Below are 22,661 nucleotides of genomic sequence, written 5' to 3'. Positions count from 1 at the left end.
CCCGGATAAACGCAGTGCAATCCGGGAACATGCCTCCGGGATTGCGCTGGGCTTATCCGGGCTACGGCCGTGATGCAGGGGCGAATTCATCGCCCGACGCGGCTCCATGCCAGCGCGTCTCACCCCAGCCCATCCTACTTGTCGACGATTCGGGGCCTTCTTTCGCAGCACCGCCAAGGTAGCGCTGCGTTGTGTGCCACGCTGCGGTTCAATCCTGGCTGGTCTTTTGCTGGATAACCAAACCGTCACCCCGGCGACGCAGAATCCACCCGAACGCAAGGAATCCCGCATCGTGAAACTGAATTGGGCCGAATCGCTCCGCGAGGCCGTGCATGGGCTGGCCGAGTCCCTGGGCAACCTGCTGGTGGAGAGCTTTCACTACCTGGCGCTGTTCGCCATCGGCGGGATCACCGCCTGGGCGGCGGTGCTGGCGGTTTGCGGGATGCTGGAGAAAGGCCACATCACGGTGGACGACATCCTGTTGTTGTTCATCTATCTCGAGCTGGGCGCCATGGTGGGGATCTATTTCAAGACCAACCACATGCCGGTGCGCTTCCTCATCTACGTCGCCATCACGGCGCTGACCCGGCTGCTGATTTCCGATGTGTCGCACCACAATCGCCCGGGTATGGAGGTGGTGTACGTGTCTGGCGCCATTCTGCTGTTGGCGCTGGCGATCCTGGTGGTGCGTTTCGCGTCGTCGCGCTTCCCGGCGGTGCAGAGCGATGCGCGCCGGGGACGTGACGGCGATGCGCAAACGCTGGACTGATAGGCCGTTATCGTCCTTCCGGCAATCGAGCCAGGAATGCCCTGATCCGCTCGACCACGGCATCCAGGTGCGTTTCGAGCGCCCAGTGCCCGGCGTCAGGCAGGAGGTGCAGCTCGGCATCCGGGAGGTCGCGCAGGTAAGCGCGGGCCGAGGCTTCCGGCATATAGCCGTCCTGCGGACCCCAGACGATGAGCGTGGCTGGCTGGTGCTCGCGCAGATAAGCCTGGTAGCGCGGAAACCAGGCGAGGTTCTCCTTCAATCCCTCCATCAGCCCTACCATGATTTCGCGGCGCCGAGCGGTTTGCAGCAAGGCCCAGTTGAGCTGCCAGAGGTCGGGTGAAATCCGTTCGGCCACCTCGGCGGATACTTGGTTGAGGAACTCGTCGCGGAAACCGTGTTCGCTCACCGCGCTCTCCAGGGCGTGGCGTTTCTCGGCGCTGGGCGCGGCGAAGTATGCCTTCAGGCCGGCGTATTTCGGGCCAAGGGCATCCTCGTAGATGTCGCCGTTCTGGATGATCAGTCCGCGGATTCGATCTGGCGAACGGATGGCCAGGCGCAGGCCGATCTGCGAGCCGTAGTCGTGCAGGTAAAGCACGAAGCGATGAAGGCCCAGGGCCTCGGCAAAGCGGTCGAGGAAGTCTGCGTAGCCATCGAAGTCGAACGCGAATTCGGCTGGCGTGTCGCTGTATCCGAAGCCGGGAAAGTCCGGTGCGACGCTATGCCAGCGGTCGGCCAGGGCCGGCATCAGGTTACGGTACTGGTAGGAAGAGCAGGGGTAGCCGTGAGGTAGAAGGAGCACGGGTGCGTCCGCCGGGCCGGCTTCCCGGTAGAAAATCTTCAAACCGTCCAGATCGAGGGTTCTGTGGCGAACCGCCCGGTTTGCCGCAACGTTCAAGGATGGGGTGGGTACCATGGTCCGGCCTCCTCTGCGTGTCGTCGGGAAAGGCGGCTATCGCCTTCCGCTTCGCGATAGACGACTGCTGCGGGCCGACGTTCCGAGCTGTGCTCGGCCGGCCGATTGGCGGAATTCCGGGCGTTGCGTTCGAAGAGGTGGTGCGGTAGGGCGGGGCCGAAGGGCCCCGCCCCGTCTTTCAGGAGGTGGGCCGAACGGCCGGGGTTTGCAGAAGGGAAGCGCCCAGCCCCAGGGCATAGGGCCGTTCTGCTGGTACCGCCGACTCCGTCCGCTCCGGGCCGAGGAAGTGGTCCTGGCGCCACAGGCGCGCCTGTTCGGCGGTCTGCGCCAGGTAGCGCGACAGTTCCTGCGGCGTCAGCCGGCTCAGGCGCAGGCGAGCCAGCAGCCAGACCTTGCCGTCTTCCGGCGAGAGGCTGAACAGGCTCTCGCTGCCCCGGTTGAAGAACAGCAGCATGTTGGCTTCCAGCAGGGCGGCGATGGCGTCGGTGCGCTGGCGTTCCGGCAGGTCGCCGTATTCGCAACAGACCAGCAGAGTGTCCGGCGACTCCGCTTCGTCGTGATCGAAGCGGAAGGCCGTGCCGTTGATGAGCGTGCGCTCGCCGACGAGCAGCCGGTCCGCGTCGCAGTTGCAGTGCCGGGCCAGTTGGGTGAGCAGGCGGACGAAGGGCGTCTCGTTCATCACGCTGCTCCTCCTGCGGCCTGGGCCGAACCCCGCTCATAGAGCGTGCGGGCCATGGTCGCCTGCATCTCGGTTTCCACCAGGATGCCGCGCAGGTGACGGTAGTCCGCGCCGGCTTCGTGCAGCATGTACTTGGCGAAGGCGCGGGTGTTGGCTGCCAGGTCGGTGCTCGCCTCGTTCCGTTCGCTGTCATAGAGCTTGCCGGTTTGCAGTGCCAGATAACGTTCGCGGCAGAGGGCCAGGCGGTCCTGCGGCGAAACGTCGGAAGAGCTGCCTTCGCCGTTCTGCAATTGTTCGAGATCATGCAGCACCTGGCGGGTCTGTGCGTGCATCAGGGCGATGCGCTCCTGGCTCTGGTCCAGTTGGCCGAGGAAGTCGGCCAGGGCGTGGGCCTGGTCGGCGAGGGGCGAGGGCGCCGCCGGGGTCCTTCCGTCGCCCTTCGCCAGTTTGTCGATGTAGTCCTGGCGATCCTCTTCGGCGAAGAGTTCGGCGAGGGTCTTGTGGCCGGGCTCATCGATCGGGCCGTCCGCCTGCTGGCGGATGCCGGCGTGAACCTCCAGTTTCGCCTCCAGATAAGCCTGCAGTCGTTCCAGGTCCGCCTGCATGAAGGCGATCTGCCGGGCCTGGTGCTGCGGCGCGGTCAGCCATTCCTGGATCTTGCGTGAGCTGAGCTTGTCGACGTTGGCCATGCGGGTGTCCTTCGCTTGGCGAAGCGCCCGCTTCAGGTCGCCGTGCCCCACCGCCTGGAAGAAGGCCCCGGCACCCAGGGCGTTGGCCTTGAAGCGCTGGCTCATGGACGCGTGGCGGTTGCTGTGGGGCGGGGCGTCCGCCGATTGCCCGCGCAGGCGCGCCTTGAGGCGGTCCTTCGGCGAGACGAAGCCCGCGTCGGTGGAATGCAGTTGCTTGCCGAACACCCGGTTGGTGTCGTTGGCGATCTCCACCAGCAGGTCCTGGCGCTCATGGTCGCGCTGTTCGATCAGACCGAAGAACGCCGAGCGCAGCTTCATGCCCTGTTCCGGGCCGGCCAGCAGGTCGGCGGAGGCCAGCAGGTGGCGATCCAGCACGGGCATGTCGGTGGTCAGGTATTCGTCGTAGCGGTGCTGCTTGCCGTGGCCGGTGAGGAACTGATGGGAGGTCAGTGCCATGCCGACGCCGCCGACGGCACCCGCCGCCACCGTGGCCGCCGCGGTGACCGGATTGCTCAGTAGGCCGACCCCGGCCAGCGAAGCGCCGACCAGCGCCGCCTTGCCCAGGGCGCCGGCGCCATACAGCGAGCTGGCGCCGAGAAAGAGCTTGTTGGAGCGCTCGAACTCTTTGAAGAAGCGCTCACGCTGGGTGATCTTGGTTTCCAGGAACTGCTGGTACTTGCGCACCGACGCGGCGTCGCCGAGCCCCGGTTTTTCCGCCATCGCCTTGAGATGCTTGCGGGTGGGCTGGCTGCGTGCCAACAGGGCCTTGTGCTTCTTGTGCGACTTGATGGTGAAGGCCGCGCCGAGGCTGATGGCACCCACCGCCGCGGCAGGGGCGAGGGCCAGGGTGGCCGCGGTGCCCAGAACCGTCGCCGCCGTGGCGGCCGGCGCGCTGCCGGCGACGAAGGCGGAGACTTTGCCGACGCCTCCGGCCGCGCTCGCCAGTCCGACCTGGCCGCCGAGCTTGGTGGCGGTGCTCGCCACGATGGCACCACCGGAGAGTGCCGAGGAGAAGCCGATGGCCTTGGCCAGTGTGTTTTGCGTCTGCGCCTGGCGCAGGTCGTGGGCTTCCTGGCGACCGAGGGCGATCTCGCCTTCGACCAGCGGTTGCAGGCCCCGCAGCTCCGGATGCTGGCGCACGGCCTGGAGGCCGAGGGAGAGCTTGTCCAGGTTTTCCTGCTTGTCGTGCTGCTTGCCTTTCAGTTCCGCCGCCTTCTCGTTGGCCTCGCCGATCTCGTGGATACCGGCGAACAGCGCCTTGAGCGCCAACGGCGTGACCAGCACGGTGAGGGCGCTGGCGATGCCGATGTCCACCAGGTTCTCCGGCTGCACTTCATGGCGCATGAAGCTGAATGGCTCTTCACGGATTTCGTGGGCTTCTTCCTTGAACGCCTCCAGCACTTCCGAGGCGCCTTTTTCCACGCCTTTCTTGCCATAGGCCGCGGCGCTGTAGGCGCCATGTACGGCTTCGTCCAGGTCCAGGACGATGGCGCCATGCTCGCCGAAGTCGGCATCGTCCGGATTCAGTTGCAGGTGCTCGCGTACCAGGCTCTGCAGGCGTTCGAGCACCTTGGTGCGCTGGTGGCCGGGCAGCACGTCGTGGGCCTCGCGGATTTCGTCCGAATCCGACTCTTCGGCGCGGATATCCAGCCGCCCGACGCTGGGGGACGTGCCGAACAGGGCTTCCCGCGAGCGGCTGTTGTGCGTCCACTGGATCACCAGCGTACGCATGGCTTCGCCGGGGCTTTGCGCGCCTTCCGTGTGGCGATTGTGGTGGCTTTCATCGATGTGCGTATGCAACTGCGCGGTGAGCGCAGAGGAAGACAGCGTGGTGTGCATGAATATCCATCCATCGTGGGTGTGTGAAGCGACAAATCACGGATGACGGAGGGAGGGATTATTGAGATTGGAATGGCAGAAGGTTCTGCCCCGCCCGTAGGACCATCGTGGGGTGGGTGGTCACGAGGGCGGGGCGGTTCCCTTGTTTTTCGACGAAAGGCGCGTCCTAGAGCGTTTCCTGGTGTTACAGGTGGGAGAGGATGTTGACCAGGTTGCCGAACGGATCGCGTACGAAGAAGCGCCGCACACCCCAAGGTTCGTCGGTCAGCGGGTAGGGGATATCGAGTCGGGCACCCTGGGCGCGCCGGTGGACGTCATCCACATCGTCCACTTCGATGGACAGCGCCGGCACCGGCGTGCCCGAACCGCCTTGGCAGGCGATGCTGACTTGCGGCGCCGCGCTGGCGGGGGAGGCGAAGGTGATGAGCCAACCGTGGTCCATCACCCGCTCGAGGCCGAGCAGGTCCGCGTAGAACTGTTGTGCCTGGTCGGGATCGGCGGCATAGAGATTGGCGACGATGCGGCGAACGGCCATCTTGGAGACTCCTTTCCGATGGATCCGGCAAGGATAGCCAACGATGGGCCGCGTGCCCGTCAGGCGCGGGTACTCACCGTCTGGCCAGCCTTGTCGCCGCCGCTCTTTTCCAGCGCTTCCATCAGCGAGGCATAGGCCTGCTGGAGCGCCGCACTGAGCGTGGCGACCTGTTGTTGCGCCGCCTGCAACGCGGCCTGGGCGGCATCGTCGTCCGGTGCCGCTTCCGCCCGGCGCTGGGCCTCTTCGAGCTGTTGGCGGGCTTCGCGCAACTGCTCCTTGAGGCGCTCGATGGTCTTCTTGATCTGCTCCACCGGGTCGATACCACCCGATGCACCCTCGCTCTCATTGGCGGCGGCCGGCCGCTCGGCGTTCAGCGCCCCGCGGGCACTGGCGCCGAAGGCGGCCTTGTCGCTCGCGATGCGTTCGGCGGTGCTGGAATCGCCGGCGTCCTGGGCCCCGGCGCTGTTGGTTGCGTTCGCCCGGTTGGCGAAGGTGACGTTGGCGCGGCTGGCCAAGTTGTCGCTGATGCGGGTCACGATGGGTCCTCGTCGTGGGGTGTCCTTTGCCGGGATATCGGACGAGAACGGGAAAACTTGAGCGGTAGCCGCCTGGATTTGTTCGATCGGCTCGGCTTTACTGTCGGCGCGATCCGGTAAGCCAGGGAGGGGACGGTGGGACACGACGTATATGCCAATGGACGGAGCATTTCCAGCAAGTCGGCGGACGGCAAGTCCCTGTGCGCCTTTCCCGATGTTTGCCTGACACCGCCGGCGCCGCCGGCCGGCCCGATTCCGGTGCCCTATCCGAACACTGGCATGGCCTCCGACACCACACGGGGCACGCGCAACGTGAAGATCGCCGGCAAGGAGGTCATGCTCAAGAACCGCTCGTTCTTTCGCAAGAGCACCGGCGACGAGGCTGCCACCCGTTCCCAGGGCATGAACGTGGTCACGCATCAGATCAAGGGCAAGGTCTATTTCGTGTCCTGGTCGATGAACGTGAAGTTCGAGGGCGAGAATGTGGTCCGCCATCTCGACTTGACCACCCACAATCATGCTTCCGACCCACCCGGTACACCGCCCACCGGGCACACCGACAAGCAGACACCGCCGGTGGCGGAGAAGTAGACCTGCGATCCCCATGCCTGGGTGAAGGTATCCCAGGAGTCGCCTGCCGACACCAAGGCCAAGAATGACAACGCCCGTGGCGCCACCAAGCAGGAGGATGCGAAGCGGGGGTACGCATTCGAGAACAAGGCGATCGACGCCAACATGGTGGAAATGAACATCCAGGCGACTTCTGCGGTGTTCAAGTGCAGCAAATGCGGGGCCGAGCAGGAGGTGGATATCGTCGGCGACCGTCAGTTGGGCGAGGCCAAGTCCAAGTCGGCCAAGCAGGTGAAGAAAAAGGGTTCGCAACAGGCTCGCAATTACCGCTCCATCCAGGCCCAGGTGTTCGGCGAGGGGACCCAGCCGCGCGCTAAGCTGGATGGTGAGCGTGGCGATCATGCCGAGACCCGCGCCGAATTCGAACGGCGGGGATTCCAGGTCGAGATCGTCAACTGACGATACGGCTGTCCGAACAGGTGCTCTCATGTCGCAGGACTACACATTCGTTTTCAGTTGCCGCGAGACGGCGTTCGTCCCGGCGCTCGAACGCCTCCGCGATACGCTCGCGCCGCAAGGGTACGCGGTGGGGCCGGCCCTGACCCGGGTCGAGGTGCGCGGCGATGACTTCTTTCTGACCGAGTGCGAGGTTCCGAGCGGCGGGGCGAAGGGCTGGAAGACGGCGCTGCGCGGCTTCGGGGAAGCGCCCGGGGTCAATCTGGATTTCACCTCCGAAGCCCTGTCCTTCGAGCTGACGGTGGCTCACTTTCCGTATCGGCACTGTGCGGTACTGATGAGCGTGCCGATGCACGACTGCCGCCGGCTGTTCCGGGAGGAGGGAATCGAGAAGCTCCATTTCACCCTGGCGCAAGTGGCCCAGGCGTTCGGCGCCCGCGCGGCGGCCGGCGCCATCGAGTTCGACGGCGACTACAGCCTGCTGACCCCGGACATGCTGGAGGATCTGTTCCGCGCCGGGCGAACGGATGCTACGCGACTGGAAGAGCAGGGGGTCGATCTGATCGCCGGGCACCAGTCGCTGCTGCCTGCCGGGGAGGTGCTGGATGCCGCGCAGCCGTTCCATCCGGCCGGTTACGCACTGGGCTACTGGTTCCTGCAGCTCGAATCGACGGTGCGTATCTTCGGACTTTGATTTCCCAGTAGTCCGCATCTATGCCTTAATGGCCGCTCGTCCGAGCCCTGCCATGGAGGTCGTCATGCTCAGCACAGAGTTCCTGATCACATCCCTGATCGTCGTCCTGATTCCCGGTACGGGCGTGGTGTTCACCCTGTCCGCCGGGTTGTTCCTCGGCTGGCGGGCCAGTCTGTTCGCCGCCCTGGGTTGCACCGTCGGGATCGTTCCGCATCTGCTGGCCAGTATCGTCGGCCTGGCAGCGGTTCTGCACATGAGCGCCGTGGCGTTCACCGCGTTGAAGTTCGCCGGTGTGGCCTACCTGCTGTATCTCGCCTGGGCGATGTGGAACGACAAGGGCTCGATCAGCTTCTCCCGGCCGGGCGAGACCCGCGCCTGGAACATCGCGGTCAAGGCGTTCCTGACGAATATCCTCAACCCCAAGCTGTCGATCTTCTTCCTCGCCTTCCTGCCCCAGTTCGTCACGCCCGGTGCCGATTCGCTGGCCCAGATGCTGGTGCTGAGCGGTGTGTTCATGGCCATGACCCTGGTGGTGTTCGTCGCCTATGGCGTGCTGGCCTTCAGCGTGCGGCGCTGGTTCCTCGGTTCGCCGAGGCTGCTGGCCTGGATGCGCCGCAGCTTCGCCGCCGTGTTCGCAGGCCTGGGGGTAAACCTGGCGCTCTCCGGTCGTTGAGGGCTCTTTCTCCTCACCCCTGACGGGCACCTCTAAAAACGTAGACGAGGCAGTCAGCACAAGGCAAAAACAAGCGAAAAGCGCAGTTTACGGGCTGTAAATGAGCATTTGAGCTTGTTTTTAACGCAGTGATGACAACGCAGGTAGTTTTTAGAGGTGCCCTGACACCGGTACCGCAATGTTTTCGATGGAATTCCTACTGGTCGCGTTGCCGGCTGTGTTTCTCACCGGGTTGTCCAAGGGCGGCTTCGGTGGTGCCTTCGGTGGGATTGCCGTGCCGCTGCTGGCGCTGTCGATGGCGCCGACCCAGGCTGCCGCGGTGATGCTGCCGATTCTCTGCGTGGCCGATGTGGTCGGCCTGCGTGCCTATTACGGCAAGTGGGACCTGGCCAACCTGAAGATCATGCTACCGGGGGCGCTGGTCGGCGTGACCATCGGCGCGCTGACCTTCCATCTGATGAACGAGCGCGTCATCGCCCTGCTCATCGGCGGCATCGCCATTGCCTTCGTGGTGGCCAACCTGCTGGTCCGCGCCGCGGCCACTCCAGCCCCGATACGCCCGAAGCGGGGGTTGGCCCTGTCCACTCTGGCCGGCTTCACCAGCTTCGTTTCCCACGCCGGCGGCCCGCCGATCATGATGCACCTGCTGCCGCAGCAGCTCGACAAGGTGCGCTATGTCGCCACGGTGAACTGCTTCTTCCTGCTGACCAACGCCGTGAAGCTGGTGCCCTACACACTGCTCGGCCAGTTCAGCCGCGACAACCTGCTCACCAGCCTGGCCCTGGCGCCGCTGGTACCGCTGGGCGTGTGGACGGGCCTGTGGTTGCAGAGCCGGGTGAACCACCTCTGGTTCTACCGCATCGCTCGCCTCGGGCTGCTGGGGACTGGGATTCAACTGATCGTGAAGAATCTGTGAGTGCGGTTGACGGGCAGGCTTCCGTTCGTCGGGAACCCATGCTTCGCCGTCACGCTTCGCCGGGTGCTTTCTAAGATTGAATCGAGGGCTGCCTGACCGCGTATTAGCCGGAGGCAAGGAACAGGATGTCTGCCCCCTCCTTGGAGTGCTCGCTATTGCAGCCATCGAGCTATCCCCCGATAGCCATCGATCAAGGAGGAATTCATCATGGCTGGCACCTGGGCCGCTTTGGCCAACGAGCCCCCCGCATCCATCGCAACGACCCTGCTCCTAACTGACGGCTCCGTGCTCGCCCAAGGCGTGAGTACGAACCAGTGGTACAGGCTGCGTCCCGATTCGAGCGGTAACTATGTGAACGGCACTTGGACCACGCTGGCCGCCAGCGTCCATGCGCCTCTGTACTATGCCTCCGGCATCCTGCGTGACGGCCGCGCCATCGTGGCCGGCGGCGAATACGACGCGGGCGCCCTGGTATGGCTGCTCAATGTCGAAGCCTACGATCCGGTGGCCAACACCTGGACGACGTTGCCCAATCCGGCGGGCTGGACACGCATCGGCGATGCGCCGGGCTGTGTCCTGCCGGACGGTCGCTTCTTCCTGGGGCAGGTGGGGACTCGTCGCACGGCGATCTATAACCCCGCCACCAACACCTGGACAGCGGCGGCCGACAAGATCAACGCGGTCGGCGAGGAGAGCTGGTCCCTGCTCCCCGATGGCTCGATCCATGCGGTGGACTGCTCCAATCCACCCAATGCCGAGAAATACATCATTGCCGCCAATACCTGGGTGGCCGACGGCACGACACCTCAAACACTGGTCGACAGCATTTCCGAAATCGGTGCCTCGGTGCTGCTCCCGGACGGGCGATTGTTCGTCATCGGGGCGACCGGCTTCACGGCGCTCTATACGCCGCCGCCCATCGCCAATCAGGTGGGAACATGGGTGCAGGGGCCTTCGATTCCCCAGGTCAATCCGGGCCAGCCGCTGGGCGCCGTCGATGCCCCGGCGTGCCTGCTGCCCAACGGCAACGTGTTGTTCACCGTGGGGCCGATCACCGTTCCGGCGACCTTCCAGGCGCCGACGTTCTTCTTCGAATACGACCCCGGCGCGAACACGATCAGCCCCGTTCCGGCGGCGACCTCGTCGAGCGTCCCCTACTGGGGGCGCATGCTGATGTTGCCGACCGGCCAGGTGCTCTATACCACCGGCAAGACTTCCGTGCAGGTGTATACGCCCAGTGGCAGCCCCGACAGCGTCTGGCGACCGACCATCACGGATTGCCCCGGCGCCGTGCGGCGCGGGCGGACGTACCGCCTGCTGGGGCGCCAGATCAACGGCCTGAGCCAGTGCGTCTACTACGGGAACGACGCGACGCAGGCCACCAACTATCCCATCGTGCGGTTGGAGTCGGGCGGGAGCGTCTACTACTGCCGGACGTCGAATTTCTCGACCATGGGGCTGCAGACCGGCACCGTCATCCACGGTTGCGACTTCACCGTGCCCACCTCGGTGCCGGATGGCTCGTATTGCCTGCGGGTGATCGCCAACGGCATCCGTTCTGCCTGCCGGACGGTCAGTGTGACGAGCAAGTTCTTCAAGGAGTTGAAGTACGAGATCAAGGAGAAGCTGGAGATACTGGAGAACATCAAGGCGATCCAGGATGCCCGATCCAAGCGGATTCCCGACTTCATCGATCCGAAGCTGATCCGCGAAGACATCGACATCTTCGAGCGCATCCAGGACGAGTGGGCCAAGTCCCTAGGCACCCTCGCGGCCCAGGTGGACCGGACCCATCTCCAGCTCAGCCGCGCGTTCATCGGGCCGGAAGAGCGTCCCCTGGTCGGACCGCCCGAACCCGTGGTCGAAAAACTGGACGTACCGAAGATTTCCGAGGAACGCGCGCGCCGTGAAAGCGAGAAGACCGCCTTCAACGATGGGCGCAAGGAGCTGGCGGTGTCCAAGGAAGCGGAGCGGATACACCGGCTGATCCATGCGATTTCCCGTTCCGGCGGCAAGGGCATCGAAGAGGACGGGACCGCGGGACGGCAACCGGGAGGCGACAGCGCCAAGCCCACACGGCGCAAGCCGAAAAAATCATGATCGTCGTCGTCGGTAGCCGGCATGATCCGGTGGCGATGGAACTCGTCGCCACCTGGCCCGGGGCTGCGCTGTGTTCGGCGGAGGATCTGGTCAGCCCGGGCTGGGCATGGACTGTTGGCGGTGACGAAGCGCCGACCTGGGTGGTGGAAGGCCGGACGGTGGCGGATAGCGACGTCACGGGCGTGTTCCTGCGCCGCTCGGCGGTGTACCCCGCCGAGTTGCTCGGAATTCATCCTGACGACCGAACCTACATGGCCTCCGAAGCCCATGCCTTCCTCATCTTCGTGCTGGCGTCCACGCGGGCGAGGGTGGCCAGTCCGGTGGCCGATGGCGGGTTGGGTGACGATGCCTTGCGCCCGGAGCAGTGGATGCCTCTCGCTGCTGCCGCGGGGTTGCCGCTGGCACCTTTGCACCTGCGCTCGGGCCACGCGAAGCGGCGTGCGTTGAACAGCCGGATCGTCGAGGTGGTCGATGGGCAGGTCATCGGCGACATGGCGCCACGCCGGCAGGCGCGCATTCATCGTTTCGTGGCGGCCCTGCGGCTCGATTGGGCCCAGCTCCTGTTCGACGGGCGCCAGCGGCTCGTGGCCCTCACCTCCATGCATTCGCCCACGCCGGAGGCCGCCACGGCGCTCGGCCGGATGCTGATGGCTGGAGCACCGTCATGATCCTGGTCTGGGGAAACCTGTCCGACACGCCGGTCGAACGGATCGTCGATGTCTTGCTGGAGCGCGAGTCGGCGTTCTTTCATATCGACGATGCGGCCCTGCCGCTGATGACGCACGATGTTGTCTTCACCATGCCGCCGACGGGCTGGATCGAACTGCATGGGCAGCGTCTGCCATTGGACGAAATCCGGGCGGCCTTCATCCGCCCCGGCGAGTTGCGCGAGGCGCGAGGGCTCGCCGCCGCGTCGACGTTGTCCGCCATCGCCGCCAGTCTCGACGCGAGGGTGATCAACCGTCCTGCCGCCGGGCGTTCCAACTGGTCCAAGCCTTTCCAGCTCCGGCTGATCGAGGCTGCCGGTCTGAACGTACCGGAAACACTGGTCACCACCGACCCTGCCAAGGCGCGGGCATTCCTCGCCCGGCATCGGCGTGTCGTCTACAAGTCGGTGAGCGGTGTGCGCAGCATCGTCACGACCCTCGACACTCACCAGGCTGCGCGCCTGGACGACGTCTCGACCGGGCCGGTGCAATTGCAACGCTGGATCGCCGGGCGCGACGTGCGTGTGCATGTCGTGGGGGATCGATGGTTTGCCACCGCCATCGAGTCCGACGCGGACGATTACCGCTACGCGGCTCGATCGGGCGACTCGACGCACATGGCGGCGACGGACATACCGCAGGCCCTGGGCGAGCGGCTGGTGGCGCTGAGCCACTCTATGGGGCTGCTGTTGTCGGGTATCGACCTGCGCGCCGACCGGCACGGCGAGTGGTACTGCTTCGAAGTCAATCCATCGCCGGGTTTCAGCTATTTCGAAGACATGACCGGGCAACCGATCACGGCGGCAATCGTGGAACTGTTGGAGGGTAAGGAGCGCCACGCGGTGCTGCCGAGGATGGGCCGCTTGCGATAAGGCGAAGGCCGGGCATGGAGGGATGAATGTCGAGTGACATATGGCCTTGCTTGCGAAGCGTTTCGCCCAATTTCTCATCGATTCCTCTCAGCCAGGGGGCTTGAGAAGTCCTTGGTTTCGGGTGCTCAGACTACCCGTTGAGGCACGGCTCACCTGCCTTCCGTCGGCGAACCGGCAACCGGCGAAAAGGGCGCCTATCGTTTCCCATCGGATGACGGTTTCGATAAGGAGGTCCCATGTTCGCCAATGATCGTGAATTCCATCGTCCCACCAGCCGCCTTTGGGCCATGGGGGTGGATACCCGCGCCGAGAGCGCCGTGACGGATACGCGCGGCAACGTGCTGTTGCATGCGCAGACGGGTGGGATGATTTCGCCGCAGCGCTATGAACTGCCCCGCAACACCCAGCTGTATCGCTTCGCCAGCGGCAGTGCACCGATTCCCCGTGCGATCACCGGAGGCTGGTGGGTCGCCGAGCCGGAGTTCGAAAAACTCACCCGTTTCGCCCAGGTCCACGACCTACACGTGGCCATGGCCGCGCGCTACTTGTGCTGCGTGCCGCCAGAGTGGAGCGACATGGGCCTGCTGATGCGCGTGCGGGTGGAAAAGCCGCTGCTGGCCTATCGCGGGTTGGGCAACAGTGTGGTGGTGCCGAAGTCCGATGGGCTCGGCCACGTGCGCATGGAGCCGAACAACGACATCGCCGCGCGGCGCCTGCACCAGTTGTTCATCCCCGGCCTACAGGAATACGCGGCGAAGACGCCGGAACAGGTAGTGCCGGGCGCCCTGGCGCTGGAGCGCTACTGGAAGCTGGAGTCCGCCGATACCCAGCGGGGGTGGTTTTATCTCTAGGGCGAGATTCGCAAAGTGGTTGGAGCCCATGGCCATATGCGGTCAGGGGCTTGTCGCTGGCATTTCTGCAAGGTCGGATTTATCCGTCAGGATTGGCTTCGTTGGGCGAATAAATTCGCCCCTACATCTGGCGGTTCTGTGGGAGCGAATTTTTTCGCGATTGACGAAGCGTCCCTGCCATTTATCGCGAATGAATTCGCTCCCACCCCGGATAACCCACACCCATCGCCAAGGGCAGAGCCGTCGTCACTGTAGGGGCGGATTTATCCGCCCGCTTGGCTTCGTCGGGCGAATGAATCCGCCCCCACAGCTGACTATCCGACAGAAACCGGCACGCACCTCACCCAGCCCCATGCGGCCCCACGAGTGCAATGACCGGTGCCAGCGTTTCGTCGTGCTTTTCCCGCGCCTGTATCCATTCCAGCAACTGCGTCTCGGGCATCGAGGCGGCGAACAGGTGGCCTTGCATCAGGTAGCAGCCGAGGGTTTGCAGGCGTAGGCGTTGCTGCGGACTTTCCACGCCTTCGGCGATGACGTGCATGTTCAGTTGTTCGCCGAGGGAGAGGATGACTTTGATCAGGCGCTCGTCGCCGTCGTCGATCAGGTGGGTGAAGGATTTGTCCAGTTTCAGCGCGGACATGGGCAGGCGCTGCAGGCGTTGCAGGGAGGAGTAGCCGGTGCCGAAGTCGTCCAGGTGCAGTTTGAAGCCGGCGTCGACCAGGCTCCGGACCTGGTTCTGCAACAGCTCCAGGCTGTCGGCGAAGGCGCTTTCGGTCAGTTCGAAGTGGATGCTCTGGCGGGGCAGGCCCTGGCTGTCCACCAGCTCGCAGAGTTGCTCGACCAGATCGGCCTGGAGCAATTGCTTGACCGACAGGTTGATGTTCATGGCCAGGCCGGGCAGTTGCTTGCGCAGGCGAGGTAGCGAGCCGATGGCGTTGCGCGCGATGTACAGGCCGAGTTCGCCGATCAGGCCCGCTTCTTCGGCGATAGGGATGAATTTCTCCGGTGAGCAGAAACCGTCGATATCGGGCCAGCGGGCCAGGGCCTCGACCATCACCACCTGGTCGTTGCTGCTGTCGATGATGGGTTGGAACCAGACTTCCAGTTGGCCCATGGTCAGGGCGTGGCGCAGCCGCTGTTCGAGGAACATGCGTTCCTGCACCTGGGCGTGCATGTCTTCGGAGAAGATCACCTGGCGGCTGCGGCCCAGGCGCTTGGCTTCGTACAGGGCGATGTCGGCGTGGCGCAGCAGCTCTTCCTGGGGCGTGTTGCGCTCGGCGTGAGCGATGCCGATGGAGCCGGTGATGGTCAGGCGGGTGCCGTTGAAGAACACCGGCAGGCTGATTTCTTCCAGCAGGCGCTCGGCGAAGGCGCCAACCCCCAGGTCGCCGTGGCGGACCAGGCTGAGCACGGCGAACTCGTCGCCGCCCATGCGCACTGCCGTGTCGCTGGCGCGCACCAGCGAGCGCAGGCGCAGGGCGATGGCGTCCAGCATGGCATCGCCGGCGGCGTGGCCGAGGCAGTCGTTGATCAGTTTGAAGTCGTCCAAGTCGATCAAATAGAACACCAGCGACTGTTCCGGGTCGCGGTTGCATAGCGCCTGGTAGAGCTGCAGGCGCTCGCTGAGGAATTTGCGGTTGCCGAGCCCGGTCAGCGGGTCCTTGCGGGCTTCCTGGTAGAGGTGGCCGTGGGCGGTCTGGACTTCGGCCATGAGTTCGTTCAGGGAGTGGGCCAGGACGTCCAGCTCATCCCGGCCTCGCACCGGCCAGACGGCGGCAGGGCCCTCGCCATGACGCCGGGACTCTGCCAGGTTCGAGAAGTGGCTGAGGCGCTTGAGGATCAGGCGGTCGAGCAGCAGCGCCGCTGCCAACGCGGCCAGCACCAGGATCAGCAGGGAGTTGGTGAGCAGCAGCAGGTCGCCGGCACGCTGCTGGGAAAGCAGGCTGGGCGGATGCTCGACGATCAGCCGCAGGTCGCTGCTGCCCTGCGAGTCCTGCAGGATCTGGGTGACGGTGAAAGACGCCTGTTCGTCGCTGGCAACGGGTATCCGGCGGGCATCGACCGGTTCGAGGCGGAAGGGGATCGGCGCCTGGCTGCCAAGGGCGGAATCGGCGGCTCCCTGGAGCAGGCGGGCCATGACCAGCCAACCGCGTCGGGGCTGGCGGCCGCTGTTGTCGTGGATCGGGCTGTAGACCAGCAGGGCCGGCGCGTTGCCGAGCCAGCGGAACAGGTAGCCGCCCTTGTCGCGCAGGTGCGGCGACAGGGCGTCGTAACCGGCACGGATGGCGTCGATCCGCGTACCACTGGCGGCGGCCTGGGACACGCTCGCACCGGCATGCGGGTCGACGCCGGAATGGAAATGCCCGCCGGCATCGAGGAATACCACCAGGTCGACGCGCAGGTTGCCCAGGGATTCGGCGGTGAAATTGCTCGCCAGGTACGCCGGGTCGAGGTCCTGCATGTAGCCGTAGGTGTCGTCCCACAGGCTGTAGTCGAGGCCGCTGCTGAGCAGGGCCTGGGCGTCGGTGGCGAGGACCGCGCGGATGCGTTCCAGCTCGGCCTGGGCCTGGGCGGCTTCGAACTGTTGCAGGCTCTTGTGCAGCAGGCGCGAGGTCGTCAGGTAGCTGGCGAGGGCGAAGACGAACAGTAGCAATAGCAGATAGAACAGCGTGCGGGTGCGCAGGCTCTTGAAGTGCGAAAACATCGGCCCTCCGTGGCAGCCGGCCCGGACTGCTGTGCGACGAAAAAGACAAATGGCCGGCCCCCGAGAGCGTCGGGCGAGCCTCGGAGGGAGTATAGCAATAGGCCATGGCGCTACGAGAACGCCGCGACTACCGGCTGTTCCTGTCGATTGGCGGTGCCTGAGACAACCTGATCGAGGCGACAAAAAATGCTCTCAATTGAAACGTATTCGCATTATTATGTCGCTTTCGCCCTGTGGCACCCCGCCAGCATTGGCGACGGGCCAGCGTCATGCGACCGGGCCTTGGCAGAGGAAACCTCACGTGACAACCCGCACCGCCCTCACTCGACTGGATACGGCCGCCCGCGTGCTGGCCGCGCTCTTCGGGGGATACGCCGTGGTCTATGCGGCGACTGCCTTTCTCAGCGTCTACCTGCCCCTGGCACGGGCGGATCGGGTGATCTTCGCCGGTCTCGCCTGCTTCGTGCTCTACGCCGGCCTGTTCATCTACGCCTTCGCCGCGCGCAGTGCCGTGCGGGTCTGGCTGGTGTTCGCCGGGCTCGGTGTGATGCTTGGTTTGGCGGCCTTCCTGCCCAGCGAATTCGGGGTGCGCCCATGAGCCTGCGGCAAAGCATGAGCGGCCTGCACACCTGGGGCGGGTTGCTGCCGTCCTGGTTGCTCTTCGTGATTTTCTTCGCCGGCAGCCTGGCCTGTTTCGACAAGGAGCTGGAGCGCTGGATGCGTCCGGCGCTGCATCAGCCAGGTGTGGCCAGCCTGACGGCCGATCAGGTGCGCGACTGGCTGCACGAGCGCGCGCCCAACGCCCATGCCTGGTGGATGCGGCCGCCCAGCGAGCGCGAACCGTTCTGGTGGGCCGGCTGGGAGCCGGAGGAGGGCGCCGAGTTCCAGCGTTTCGCCCTGGATGCCTCTAGCGGCGAGGTGCTCACCGATACTGTCGGCGGCATGTTCTTCTTTACCCTGCACTACGAGCTACACGCCGGCATGCTCGGCATGTATATCGTCGCCATCGCCGCGATGGCGATGCTGATTGCCCTGGTCAGCGGGGTGATCATCCACCGGCGCATCTTCAAGGATTTCTTCACCCTGCGCCCGGCCGCGAACGGCCAGCGGGCCTGGCTGGACGCACACAACCTGTTCGGTGTGTTGGGCCTGCCGTTCCACCTGCTGATCGCCTACACCGGGCTGGTGATCTTCGTCGTCTTCTATATGCCGGCGGGGCTGAAGGTAGCCTACCAGGACGACTTCGGTGCCCTGTTCCGCGAGTCCACCGGCTATTTCGAACGCGGCGAGGTGGGCCGTCCGGCCGGGCCGCCGGCCTCCCTCGATACGCTGCTGACCGATGCGCGCCAGCGCTGGGGCGGCGGCGAACCGGGCTGGATCAGCGTGCACTATCCCTACGACGAAGCGGCGGTGGTGGACTTGCGCAACTGGGTCTCGAGCCGGGTTACCGACTTCCAGTGGACGCTCTCTTACGACGCGAGCAGCGGCGAGCTGCTGCACGAACAGAAGCCCTATGGCGCCGGCTACCAGACCCAGTCCTGGCTGACCGGCCTGCACATGGCCCAGTTCGGCGGTACGCCGGTGCGTCTGTTGTACCTGCTGCTGGGCCTGGCCGGTTGCGCCATGCTGGTCGGCGGGCTGCGGGTCTGGCTGGCCAAGCGCGAGGCGCGCGGCGGCTATGGCATCGGCCTGGTACGGGCGCTCAACGGCGCGGTGATCGGCGGCCTGCCGTTGGCCAGCCTGGCGCTGCTGTGGGGGAACCGCCTGTTGCCGGCCGGTCTGGCCGAACGTTCGCGGGCCGAGGCGATGGTGTTCGTCGGCGCTTGGTTGCTGGTGGCGCTCTGGGCCGTGCGGCGCCAGGGTAGCGGCCGGTTGGGGCGCGATCTGTACGTCGTCGGCGCGGTGTTGGCGCTGGGCCTGCCGGTGTTGAATGCGTTGACCTCTTCCCAGGGCCATCTGGGCGCCACCCTGGCGCGGGGAGACTGGGCGCTGGCGGGGATCGACCTGAGCCTGCTTGGTGTCGGCCTGCTCTGTGCGCTGTTGGGCTGGCGCCACCGCCAGCCGGGCGAGGTCCACCAAGCCGGCCGTCGCGAATCCCGTCGTCTGGCCGAGGAGGGCGTCTGATGCTCTGGTTGAGTTTTGCCTTGGGCTACCTCGCGCTGACCGCGCTCTGCCTGGCCATGAACCGTCACCACAAGGCGCTGCTCGGCGGCGAACCCAGCCCGACACGTCGCCGTGGCTTGCGTCTGGGAGCAGCCGTGGCGATGCTGCTGGCGCTGGTCCTGTGTATCGCCGCCCAGGGTGGCGAGATCGGCGCGGTGATCTGGCTGTGCCAACTGATGGTGAGCGGCTGGCTGTTGGTCGGCCTGCTCGCCTGGCGCCAGCGCTGGGCCCTGTCCATGGCCGCCTTGCTGCCGCTTGGCAGCGGTCTGTTCGCGCTGTTGGGCTGAGCCTGGAACTCAGGTAAGCGGTGCGAACAGCGCCGCCAGGTCCTCTTCGCTCAACTTGGTTTCGCCCTGGCCACTGCCCGCCAGCACGCCCTGGGCCAGGCTGCGCTTGGCCTGCTGGAGCTGCTGGATTTTTTCTTCCACGCTGCCGCGGGCGATCAGCTTGTAGACGAACACCGGCTTGTCCTGGCCGATGCGGTAGGCGCGGTCGCTGGCCTGCGCTTCGGCGGCGGGGTTCCACCAGGGGTCGAAGTGGATCACGGTGTCGGCGGCGGTGAGATTGAGGCCAGCGCCCCCGGCCTTCAGGCTGATCAGGAAGATCGGCAGCTTACCGGCCTGGAATTCCCGCACCGGCGTGCCGCGGTCGCGGGTCGAGCCGGTGAGCAGGGCGTAGGGAATCTTGCGCTGTTTCAGCTCGGCCTCGATCAGCGCGAGCATCCCGGTGAACTGGGAGAACAGCAGCACGCGCCGCCCCTCGGCGAACAGTTCTTCGAGCATTTCCAGCAGCGCGCTCAGCTTGCCCGAGTGCTCGCTGCGGTAGCTCTTGTCGTCCACCGGCTCCAGCAGGCGCAGGTCGCAGCAGGCCTGGCGCAGGCGCAGCAGGGCCTCGAGGATGACGATCTGGCTGCGCGCCAGGCCCTGGCGCTGGATTTCGTCGCGGACCTTCCTGTCCATGGCCAGGCGCAGAGTCTCGTAGCGGTCGCGCTGGGCCTGGGTCAGTTCGATCCACTGGGTGATCTCGGTCTTCGGTGGCAGCTCGCGGGCGACTTCTTCCTTGGTCCGGCGCAGCAGGAAGGGCCGCACCCGCGCGTTCAACTGGGTCAGGCGGGCGGCGTCGGCCTGGCGCTCGATGGGGGTGCGGTAGTCCTGGCGGAAGCTCTCCTCGTTGCCGAGCCAGCCGGGCATGAGGAAGTGGAACAGCGACCAGAGTTCACCCAGGTGGTTTTCCAGCGGTGTGCCGGTGAGGCACAGGCGCTGCGTGGCGTTCAGCTCGCGCGCGGCGGCCGCGGCCTTGCTGCGCGCGTTCTTGATGTTCTGCGCCTCGTCGAGGATCAGCAGGTGGTAGCGCAGTTCGCCGAGCGCCTTGCTGTCGCGGGGCAGCAGGGCGTAGGTGGTGAGGATCAGGTCGAATTCGCCGAGGCGGGCGAAATCCGCCCGGCGCTTCGGGCCGTGCAGGGCCAGCACGCGCAGGTCGGGGGCGAAGCGGGCAGCTTCGTCCTGCCAGTTGGGGATCAGGCTGGTGGGCATGACGATCAGCGCCGGTGCAGTGAGCCGTCCGGCTTCCTTCTCGCAGAGGATGTGCGCGAGGGTCTGCAGGGTCTTGCCCAGGCCCATGTCGTCGGCCAGCACGCCGCCGACGTCGAGGGCACGCAGCGCCTGCATCCAGGCCAGGCCCTGCAACTGGTAGGGACGCAGTTCGGCGTGCAGGCCACGGGGAGCCTCCACGGAGCGCTGCGGCAGGTCGCGCAAACCTTCGGCGAAGCGCCGCAGTCGCTCGGCGCCCTGCCATTCCAGCGGTAGCGCGGCCTCCAGGCCGGCCAGCCGTGCCGCATCCGGGGTTGCCAGGCGCAGGCGTTCGCCGAGGGAGGCCGGCTCCTTGAAGTAGAGTTCGCCGAGGGTCGCCAGCAGCGGTTTGAGCCGGCCGAACGGCAGGGCGACGCGTTGGCCACCCTGGGCCGGCGGCAGCGGGACCAGCAGCAATTCGTCGTCGCGGCGTCGGGCCAGGGCTTCGGGGGAGAGCAGCCAGGGCGTGTGGCGGATGGCATGCAGCAGGATCGGCAGCAGGCTGATGCGCTGGCCGTTCACCTCGATGCCCATCTCCAGCTCGAACCATTCCTGGGTCGGCGATTCCTCGACGGTGGCGTACCAGCCGTCGACATCGGCCAGGTTGAAATGGAAGCCCGGCTGCATGTCGACCTGCCAGCCCGCGGCACGCAGCACCGACAGATGTTCGCGGACGAAGCCCAGCCAGGCGGCATCGTCCGGCAGTTCCAGCATCTCGCCGGCCTGGGCCGGCAGCGCATCGCTCTGTCGTAGTGGCGGTTTGAAGCCGAGTCCGGCGAGGGTCTGGCGCAGGGCGTCTTCCGCCTTGGGCTGGCGGCGGATGCGCAACCTCTCGCCGGGACCGACCAGTTGCACGATGTCTTCGGCGGGCCTGCCGGAGACCCGCCGCTCGCCATAGAGGAAGGCCAACGCGGCGCGGTGCTGCTGACGCTCGGCCATCTTGCCGGTGCGGGTGTCGTACTGCATGCGTGCGAGGCTGCCGAGGGTCAGCAGCGGCTGCGGTTGCACGTCGTCCACCACGCGTTCGACGGTCGGCGGGCCGGCCAGTTCGGGGTGTTCTTCCAGGGTCAGCAGGGCGGCGACCACATGCTTGCAATTGAAACCCACCGGACAGGTGCAGCGGCCCTCGATGTTCAACTGGCCCGTGCGGGCCTGTTTCAGCTGGATGGTCTGCCGGTAGCGACTGCCGCCCGAACCCAGGCACTCGGCGAGCACCTGGCCGTCTTCGGCCTTGAACAGGGTCGAACGGCCCTGGCCGGCGTAGGCCGTTCCGCGTGCCAGGCTGCCTTCGCCGAACGCGTGGGCCCAGTCCGCGCGGCGCAGGTGGCGGAGGTCCAGCGGCATCAGCGGGACCGCCCGGAAGGCGAAAGGCTGGCGAGAATCGACATGTTCTGTGGTTACGGCCCGAAAAAGAGAAACCAGGAATTCTCTCACGAGCACGGCGGGCTTGGCAGCCCGTAGGGGCCGGATGGGTCACGGAGGACGGGTGATGCGCTACTCAGCCGCGCAATGCGGCGCGGTATTGCCCGGGTGTGCCGCCCAGGGCGGCACGGAAGCGGTTGCTGAAATGGCTGGCGTCGGTGAAGCCGCAGGCCAGGGCGATCTCGCCGAGGGGCAGCGCGGTGGTCCGCAGCAGTTGCCGGGCCCGCTCCAGGCGCCGGGCCAGGAGGTAGCGGTGCGGCGGCACGCCGAAGCTTTCGCGGAACATGCGGGCGAAGTGGTATTCCGAGAGCGCGCAGAGCGAGGCGAGATGGCCGAGGGTCAGGGGCTCGGCCAGATGGGCGTCGATGTATTCGATCAGCCGCCGCCGCATGACCGGCGCCAGACCGCCCTTGAGACGCAACCCTTCGCGCAGGCCGACCTGGGTCAGCAGGGCGTGGTCGATCATCTCGTGGGCGAGGCTGCTGGTCAGCAGGCGTTCGCCGGGCTCGTCCCAGTTCAGGCGGATCAACTGGCGGAAGCGCGCGGTCTGTTGCGGGTCGTCGAGGAAGGTGTACTCGCGCAGTTGCAGCTCGCGGGGTTCGCGGTCGAGCAGGCCGACGGCACTGAGGGCGAAGCGCTCCGGGCTGACGTAGAGGTGGGCGAGGTGGATGTCGCCGTTGATCACCCAGGCCGACTGGTGCCCGGCGGGCAATACGCAGAGCTTGTCCGGCGCGCCCTTGCGCTGTGGCCGCTCGCGGCGGAAGGTGCCGGTGCCGCCGGCCAGGTAGCAGCTCAGGGTGTGGTGGCTCGGCGCCTCGTAGTCGCGGGCGTCGTGGTGGTTGTGCCAGAGCGCGCCGGCCAGCCCGTCGCCCAGCTCGGCGCAACGCTCCAATCGGGCGTTGGGCGAGCTGCTCATGGCCTGGAATACCTGGATGTCTTCGAGCTGCGGCATGACCTTTCCTCCACATCGAGCATGCTACGCCTCGGCGCGCCCGCTGCCAGCCC

Annotated in this window: 20 protein-coding genes and 1 pseudogene; 13 read left to right on the top strand and 8 right to left on the bottom strand. The window is 66.1% G+C overall.

Features of this window, described 5'->3' with window-relative positions:
• Positions 1–292: 292 nt before the first annotated feature.
• The gene (locus PIN01S_RS14115; RefSeq protein WP_084336323.1) at positions 293–769 is read left to right on the top strand and encodes a phosphate-starvation-inducible protein PsiE; all 477 of its coding nucleotides are present in this window, start codon (positions 293–295) and stop codon (positions 767–769) included.
• A gap of 7 nt (positions 770–776) precedes the next feature.
• On the opposite strand, the gene PIN01S_RS14110 is transcribed toward PIN01S_RS14115, so the two are convergent.
• The 5 genes from PIN01S_RS14110 to PIN01S_RS14090 all read right to left on the bottom strand — a co-directional run bounded on the left by PIN01S_RS14110 (position 777) and on the right by PIN01S_RS14090 (position 5,960).
• Entirely contained in the window at positions 777–1,568 is a 792-nt protein-coding gene (locus tag PIN01S_RS14110; protein ID WP_212633070.1) for an alpha/beta fold hydrolase, read from the bottom strand.
• Positions 1,569–1,860: 292 nt separating this feature from the next.
• On the bottom strand, positions 1,861–2,361 hold the full coding sequence (locus PIN01S_RS14105; RefSeq protein ID WP_084336314.1) for a CesT family type III secretion system chaperone: 501 nt from the start codon (positions 2,359–2,361) through the stop codon (positions 1,861–1,863).
• The gene (locus PIN01S_RS14100) at positions 2,361–4,889 is read right to left on the bottom strand and encodes a hypothetical protein (protein ID WP_084336313.1); all 2,529 of its coding nucleotides are present in this window, start codon (positions 4,887–4,889) and stop codon (positions 2,361–2,363) included. Before PIN01S_RS14100 ends, PIN01S_RS14105 begins: the two co-directional genes overlap by 1 nt.
• Before the next feature lie 184 nt (positions 4,890–5,073).
• On the bottom strand, positions 5,074–5,424 hold the full coding sequence (locus PIN01S_RS14095) for a glyoxalase superfamily protein (protein ID WP_084336312.1): 351 nt from the start codon (positions 5,422–5,424) through the stop codon (positions 5,074–5,076).
• A gap of 59 nt (positions 5,425–5,483) precedes the next feature.
• A complete protein-coding gene (locus tag PIN01S_RS14090) occupies positions 5,484–5,960 on the bottom strand; it encodes a hypothetical protein (RefSeq protein ID WP_084336311.1) in 477 nt (158 codons plus the stop codon).
• A gap of 135 nt (positions 5,961–6,095) precedes the next feature.
• Here PIN01S_RS14090 and PIN01S_RS14085 point away from each other — a divergent pair.
• The 9 genes and pseudogenes from PIN01S_RS14085 to PIN01S_RS14045 all read left to right on the top strand — a co-directional run.
• A pseudogene (locus PIN01S_RS14085) lies at positions 6,096–6,530 on the top strand (DUF4150 domain-containing protein); the annotation flags it as partial.
• Between the two features lie 42 nt (positions 6,531–6,572).
• A complete protein-coding gene (locus tag PIN01S_RS14080) occupies positions 6,573–6,989 on the top strand; it encodes a hypothetical protein (RefSeq protein WP_084336309.1) in 417 nt (138 codons plus the stop codon).
• 28 nt (positions 6,990–7,017) lie between these two features.
• Positions 7,018–7,680, top strand: coding sequence for a hypothetical protein (locus tag PIN01S_RS14075; protein WP_084336308.1), 663 nt, complete (start codon positions 7,018–7,020; stop codon positions 7,678–7,680).
• 64 nt (positions 7,681–7,744) lie between these two features.
• On the top strand, positions 7,745–8,353 hold the full coding sequence (locus PIN01S_RS14070) for a LysE family translocator (RefSeq protein ID WP_084336307.1): 609 nt from the start codon (positions 7,745–7,747) through the stop codon (positions 8,351–8,353).
• Between the two features lie 178 nt (positions 8,354–8,531).
• Positions 8,532–9,269: a sulfite exporter TauE/SafE family protein gene (locus PIN01S_RS14065; protein ID WP_084336306.1), complete on the top strand. Its 738-nt coding sequence runs from the start codon at positions 8,532–8,534 to the stop codon at positions 9,267–9,269.
• A 207-nt stretch (positions 9,270–9,476) separates the two neighbouring features.
• Positions 9,477–11,369, top strand: a complete 1,893-nt coding sequence (locus PIN01S_RS14060; RefSeq protein WP_084336305.1) for a hypothetical protein — start codon at positions 9,477–9,479, stop codon at positions 11,367–11,369.
• Positions 11,366–12,037: a hypothetical protein gene (locus tag PIN01S_RS14055; protein ID WP_084336304.1), complete on the top strand. Its 672-nt coding sequence runs from the start codon at positions 11,366–11,368 to the stop codon at positions 12,035–12,037. Before PIN01S_RS14060 ends, PIN01S_RS14055 begins: the two co-directional genes overlap by 4 nt.
• Positions 12,034–12,948, top strand: a complete 915-nt coding sequence (locus PIN01S_RS14050; protein WP_084336303.1) for an ATP-grasp domain-containing protein — start codon at positions 12,034–12,036, stop codon at positions 12,946–12,948. The genes PIN01S_RS14055 and PIN01S_RS14050 overlap by 4 nt, the downstream gene beginning before the upstream one ends.
• Positions 12,949–13,184: 236 nt before the next feature.
• Positions 13,185–13,799: a hypothetical protein gene (locus tag PIN01S_RS14045; protein ID WP_084336302.1), complete on the top strand. Its 615-nt coding sequence runs from the start codon at positions 13,185–13,187 to the stop codon at positions 13,797–13,799.
• Positions 13,800–14,139: 340 nt separating this feature from the next.
• Here the strand turns inward: PIN01S_RS14045 and PIN01S_RS14040 are convergent, their stop codons facing one another.
• Positions 14,140–16,503 (bottom strand): putative bifunctional diguanylate cyclase/phosphodiesterase, encoded by a 2,364-nt coding sequence (locus tag PIN01S_RS14040; protein ID WP_084336301.1) that lies wholly within the window; start codon positions 16,501–16,503, stop codon positions 14,140–14,142.
• A 301-nt stretch (positions 16,504–16,804) separates the two neighbouring features.
• On the opposite strand from PIN01S_RS14040, the gene PIN01S_RS14035 reads away from it, so the two are divergent.
• From PIN01S_RS14035 to PIN01S_RS14025, 3 genes are read left to right on the top strand one after another with little or no spacing between them, the layout of a single operon-like run.
• Positions 16,805–17,101: a DUF3649 domain-containing protein gene (locus PIN01S_RS14035; protein WP_084336300.1), complete on the top strand. Its 297-nt coding sequence runs from the start codon at positions 16,805–16,807 to the stop codon at positions 17,099–17,101.
• Positions 17,098–18,627 (top strand): PepSY-associated TM helix domain-containing protein, encoded by a 1,530-nt coding sequence (locus PIN01S_RS14030; RefSeq protein WP_084336299.1) that lies wholly within the window; start codon positions 17,098–17,100, stop codon positions 18,625–18,627. The genes PIN01S_RS14035 and PIN01S_RS14030 overlap by 4 nt, the downstream gene beginning before the upstream one ends.
• Positions 18,627–18,953, top strand: coding sequence for a DUF3325 domain-containing protein (locus tag PIN01S_RS14025; protein ID WP_084336298.1), 327 nt, complete (start codon positions 18,627–18,629; stop codon positions 18,951–18,953). Before PIN01S_RS14030 ends, PIN01S_RS14025 begins: the two co-directional genes overlap by 1 nt.
• A 9-nt stretch (positions 18,954–18,962) precedes the next feature.
• Here the strand turns inward: PIN01S_RS14025 and PIN01S_RS14020 are convergent, their stop codons facing one another.
• On the bottom strand, positions 18,963–21,578 hold the full coding sequence (locus PIN01S_RS14020) for a DEAD/DEAH box helicase (protein ID WP_084336297.1): 2,616 nt from the start codon (positions 21,576–21,578) through the stop codon (positions 18,963–18,965).
• A 154-nt stretch (positions 21,579–21,732) separates the two neighbouring features.
• Positions 21,733–22,608, bottom strand: a complete 876-nt coding sequence (locus PIN01S_RS14015; RefSeq protein ID WP_084336296.1) for a helix-turn-helix domain-containing protein — start codon at positions 22,606–22,608, stop codon at positions 21,733–21,735.
• Positions 22,609–22,661 lie beyond the last annotated feature (53 nt).

The sequence above is a fragment of the Pseudomonas indica NBRC 103045 genome (assembly GCF_002091635.1).
GTDB lineage: Bacteria > Pseudomonadota > Gammaproteobacteria > Pseudomonadales > Pseudomonadaceae > Pseudomonas_M > Pseudomonas_M indica.
The sequence above is the reverse complement of the archived record's forward strand: the minus strand, read 5'-3'. Positions and strand labels throughout refer to the sequence as shown.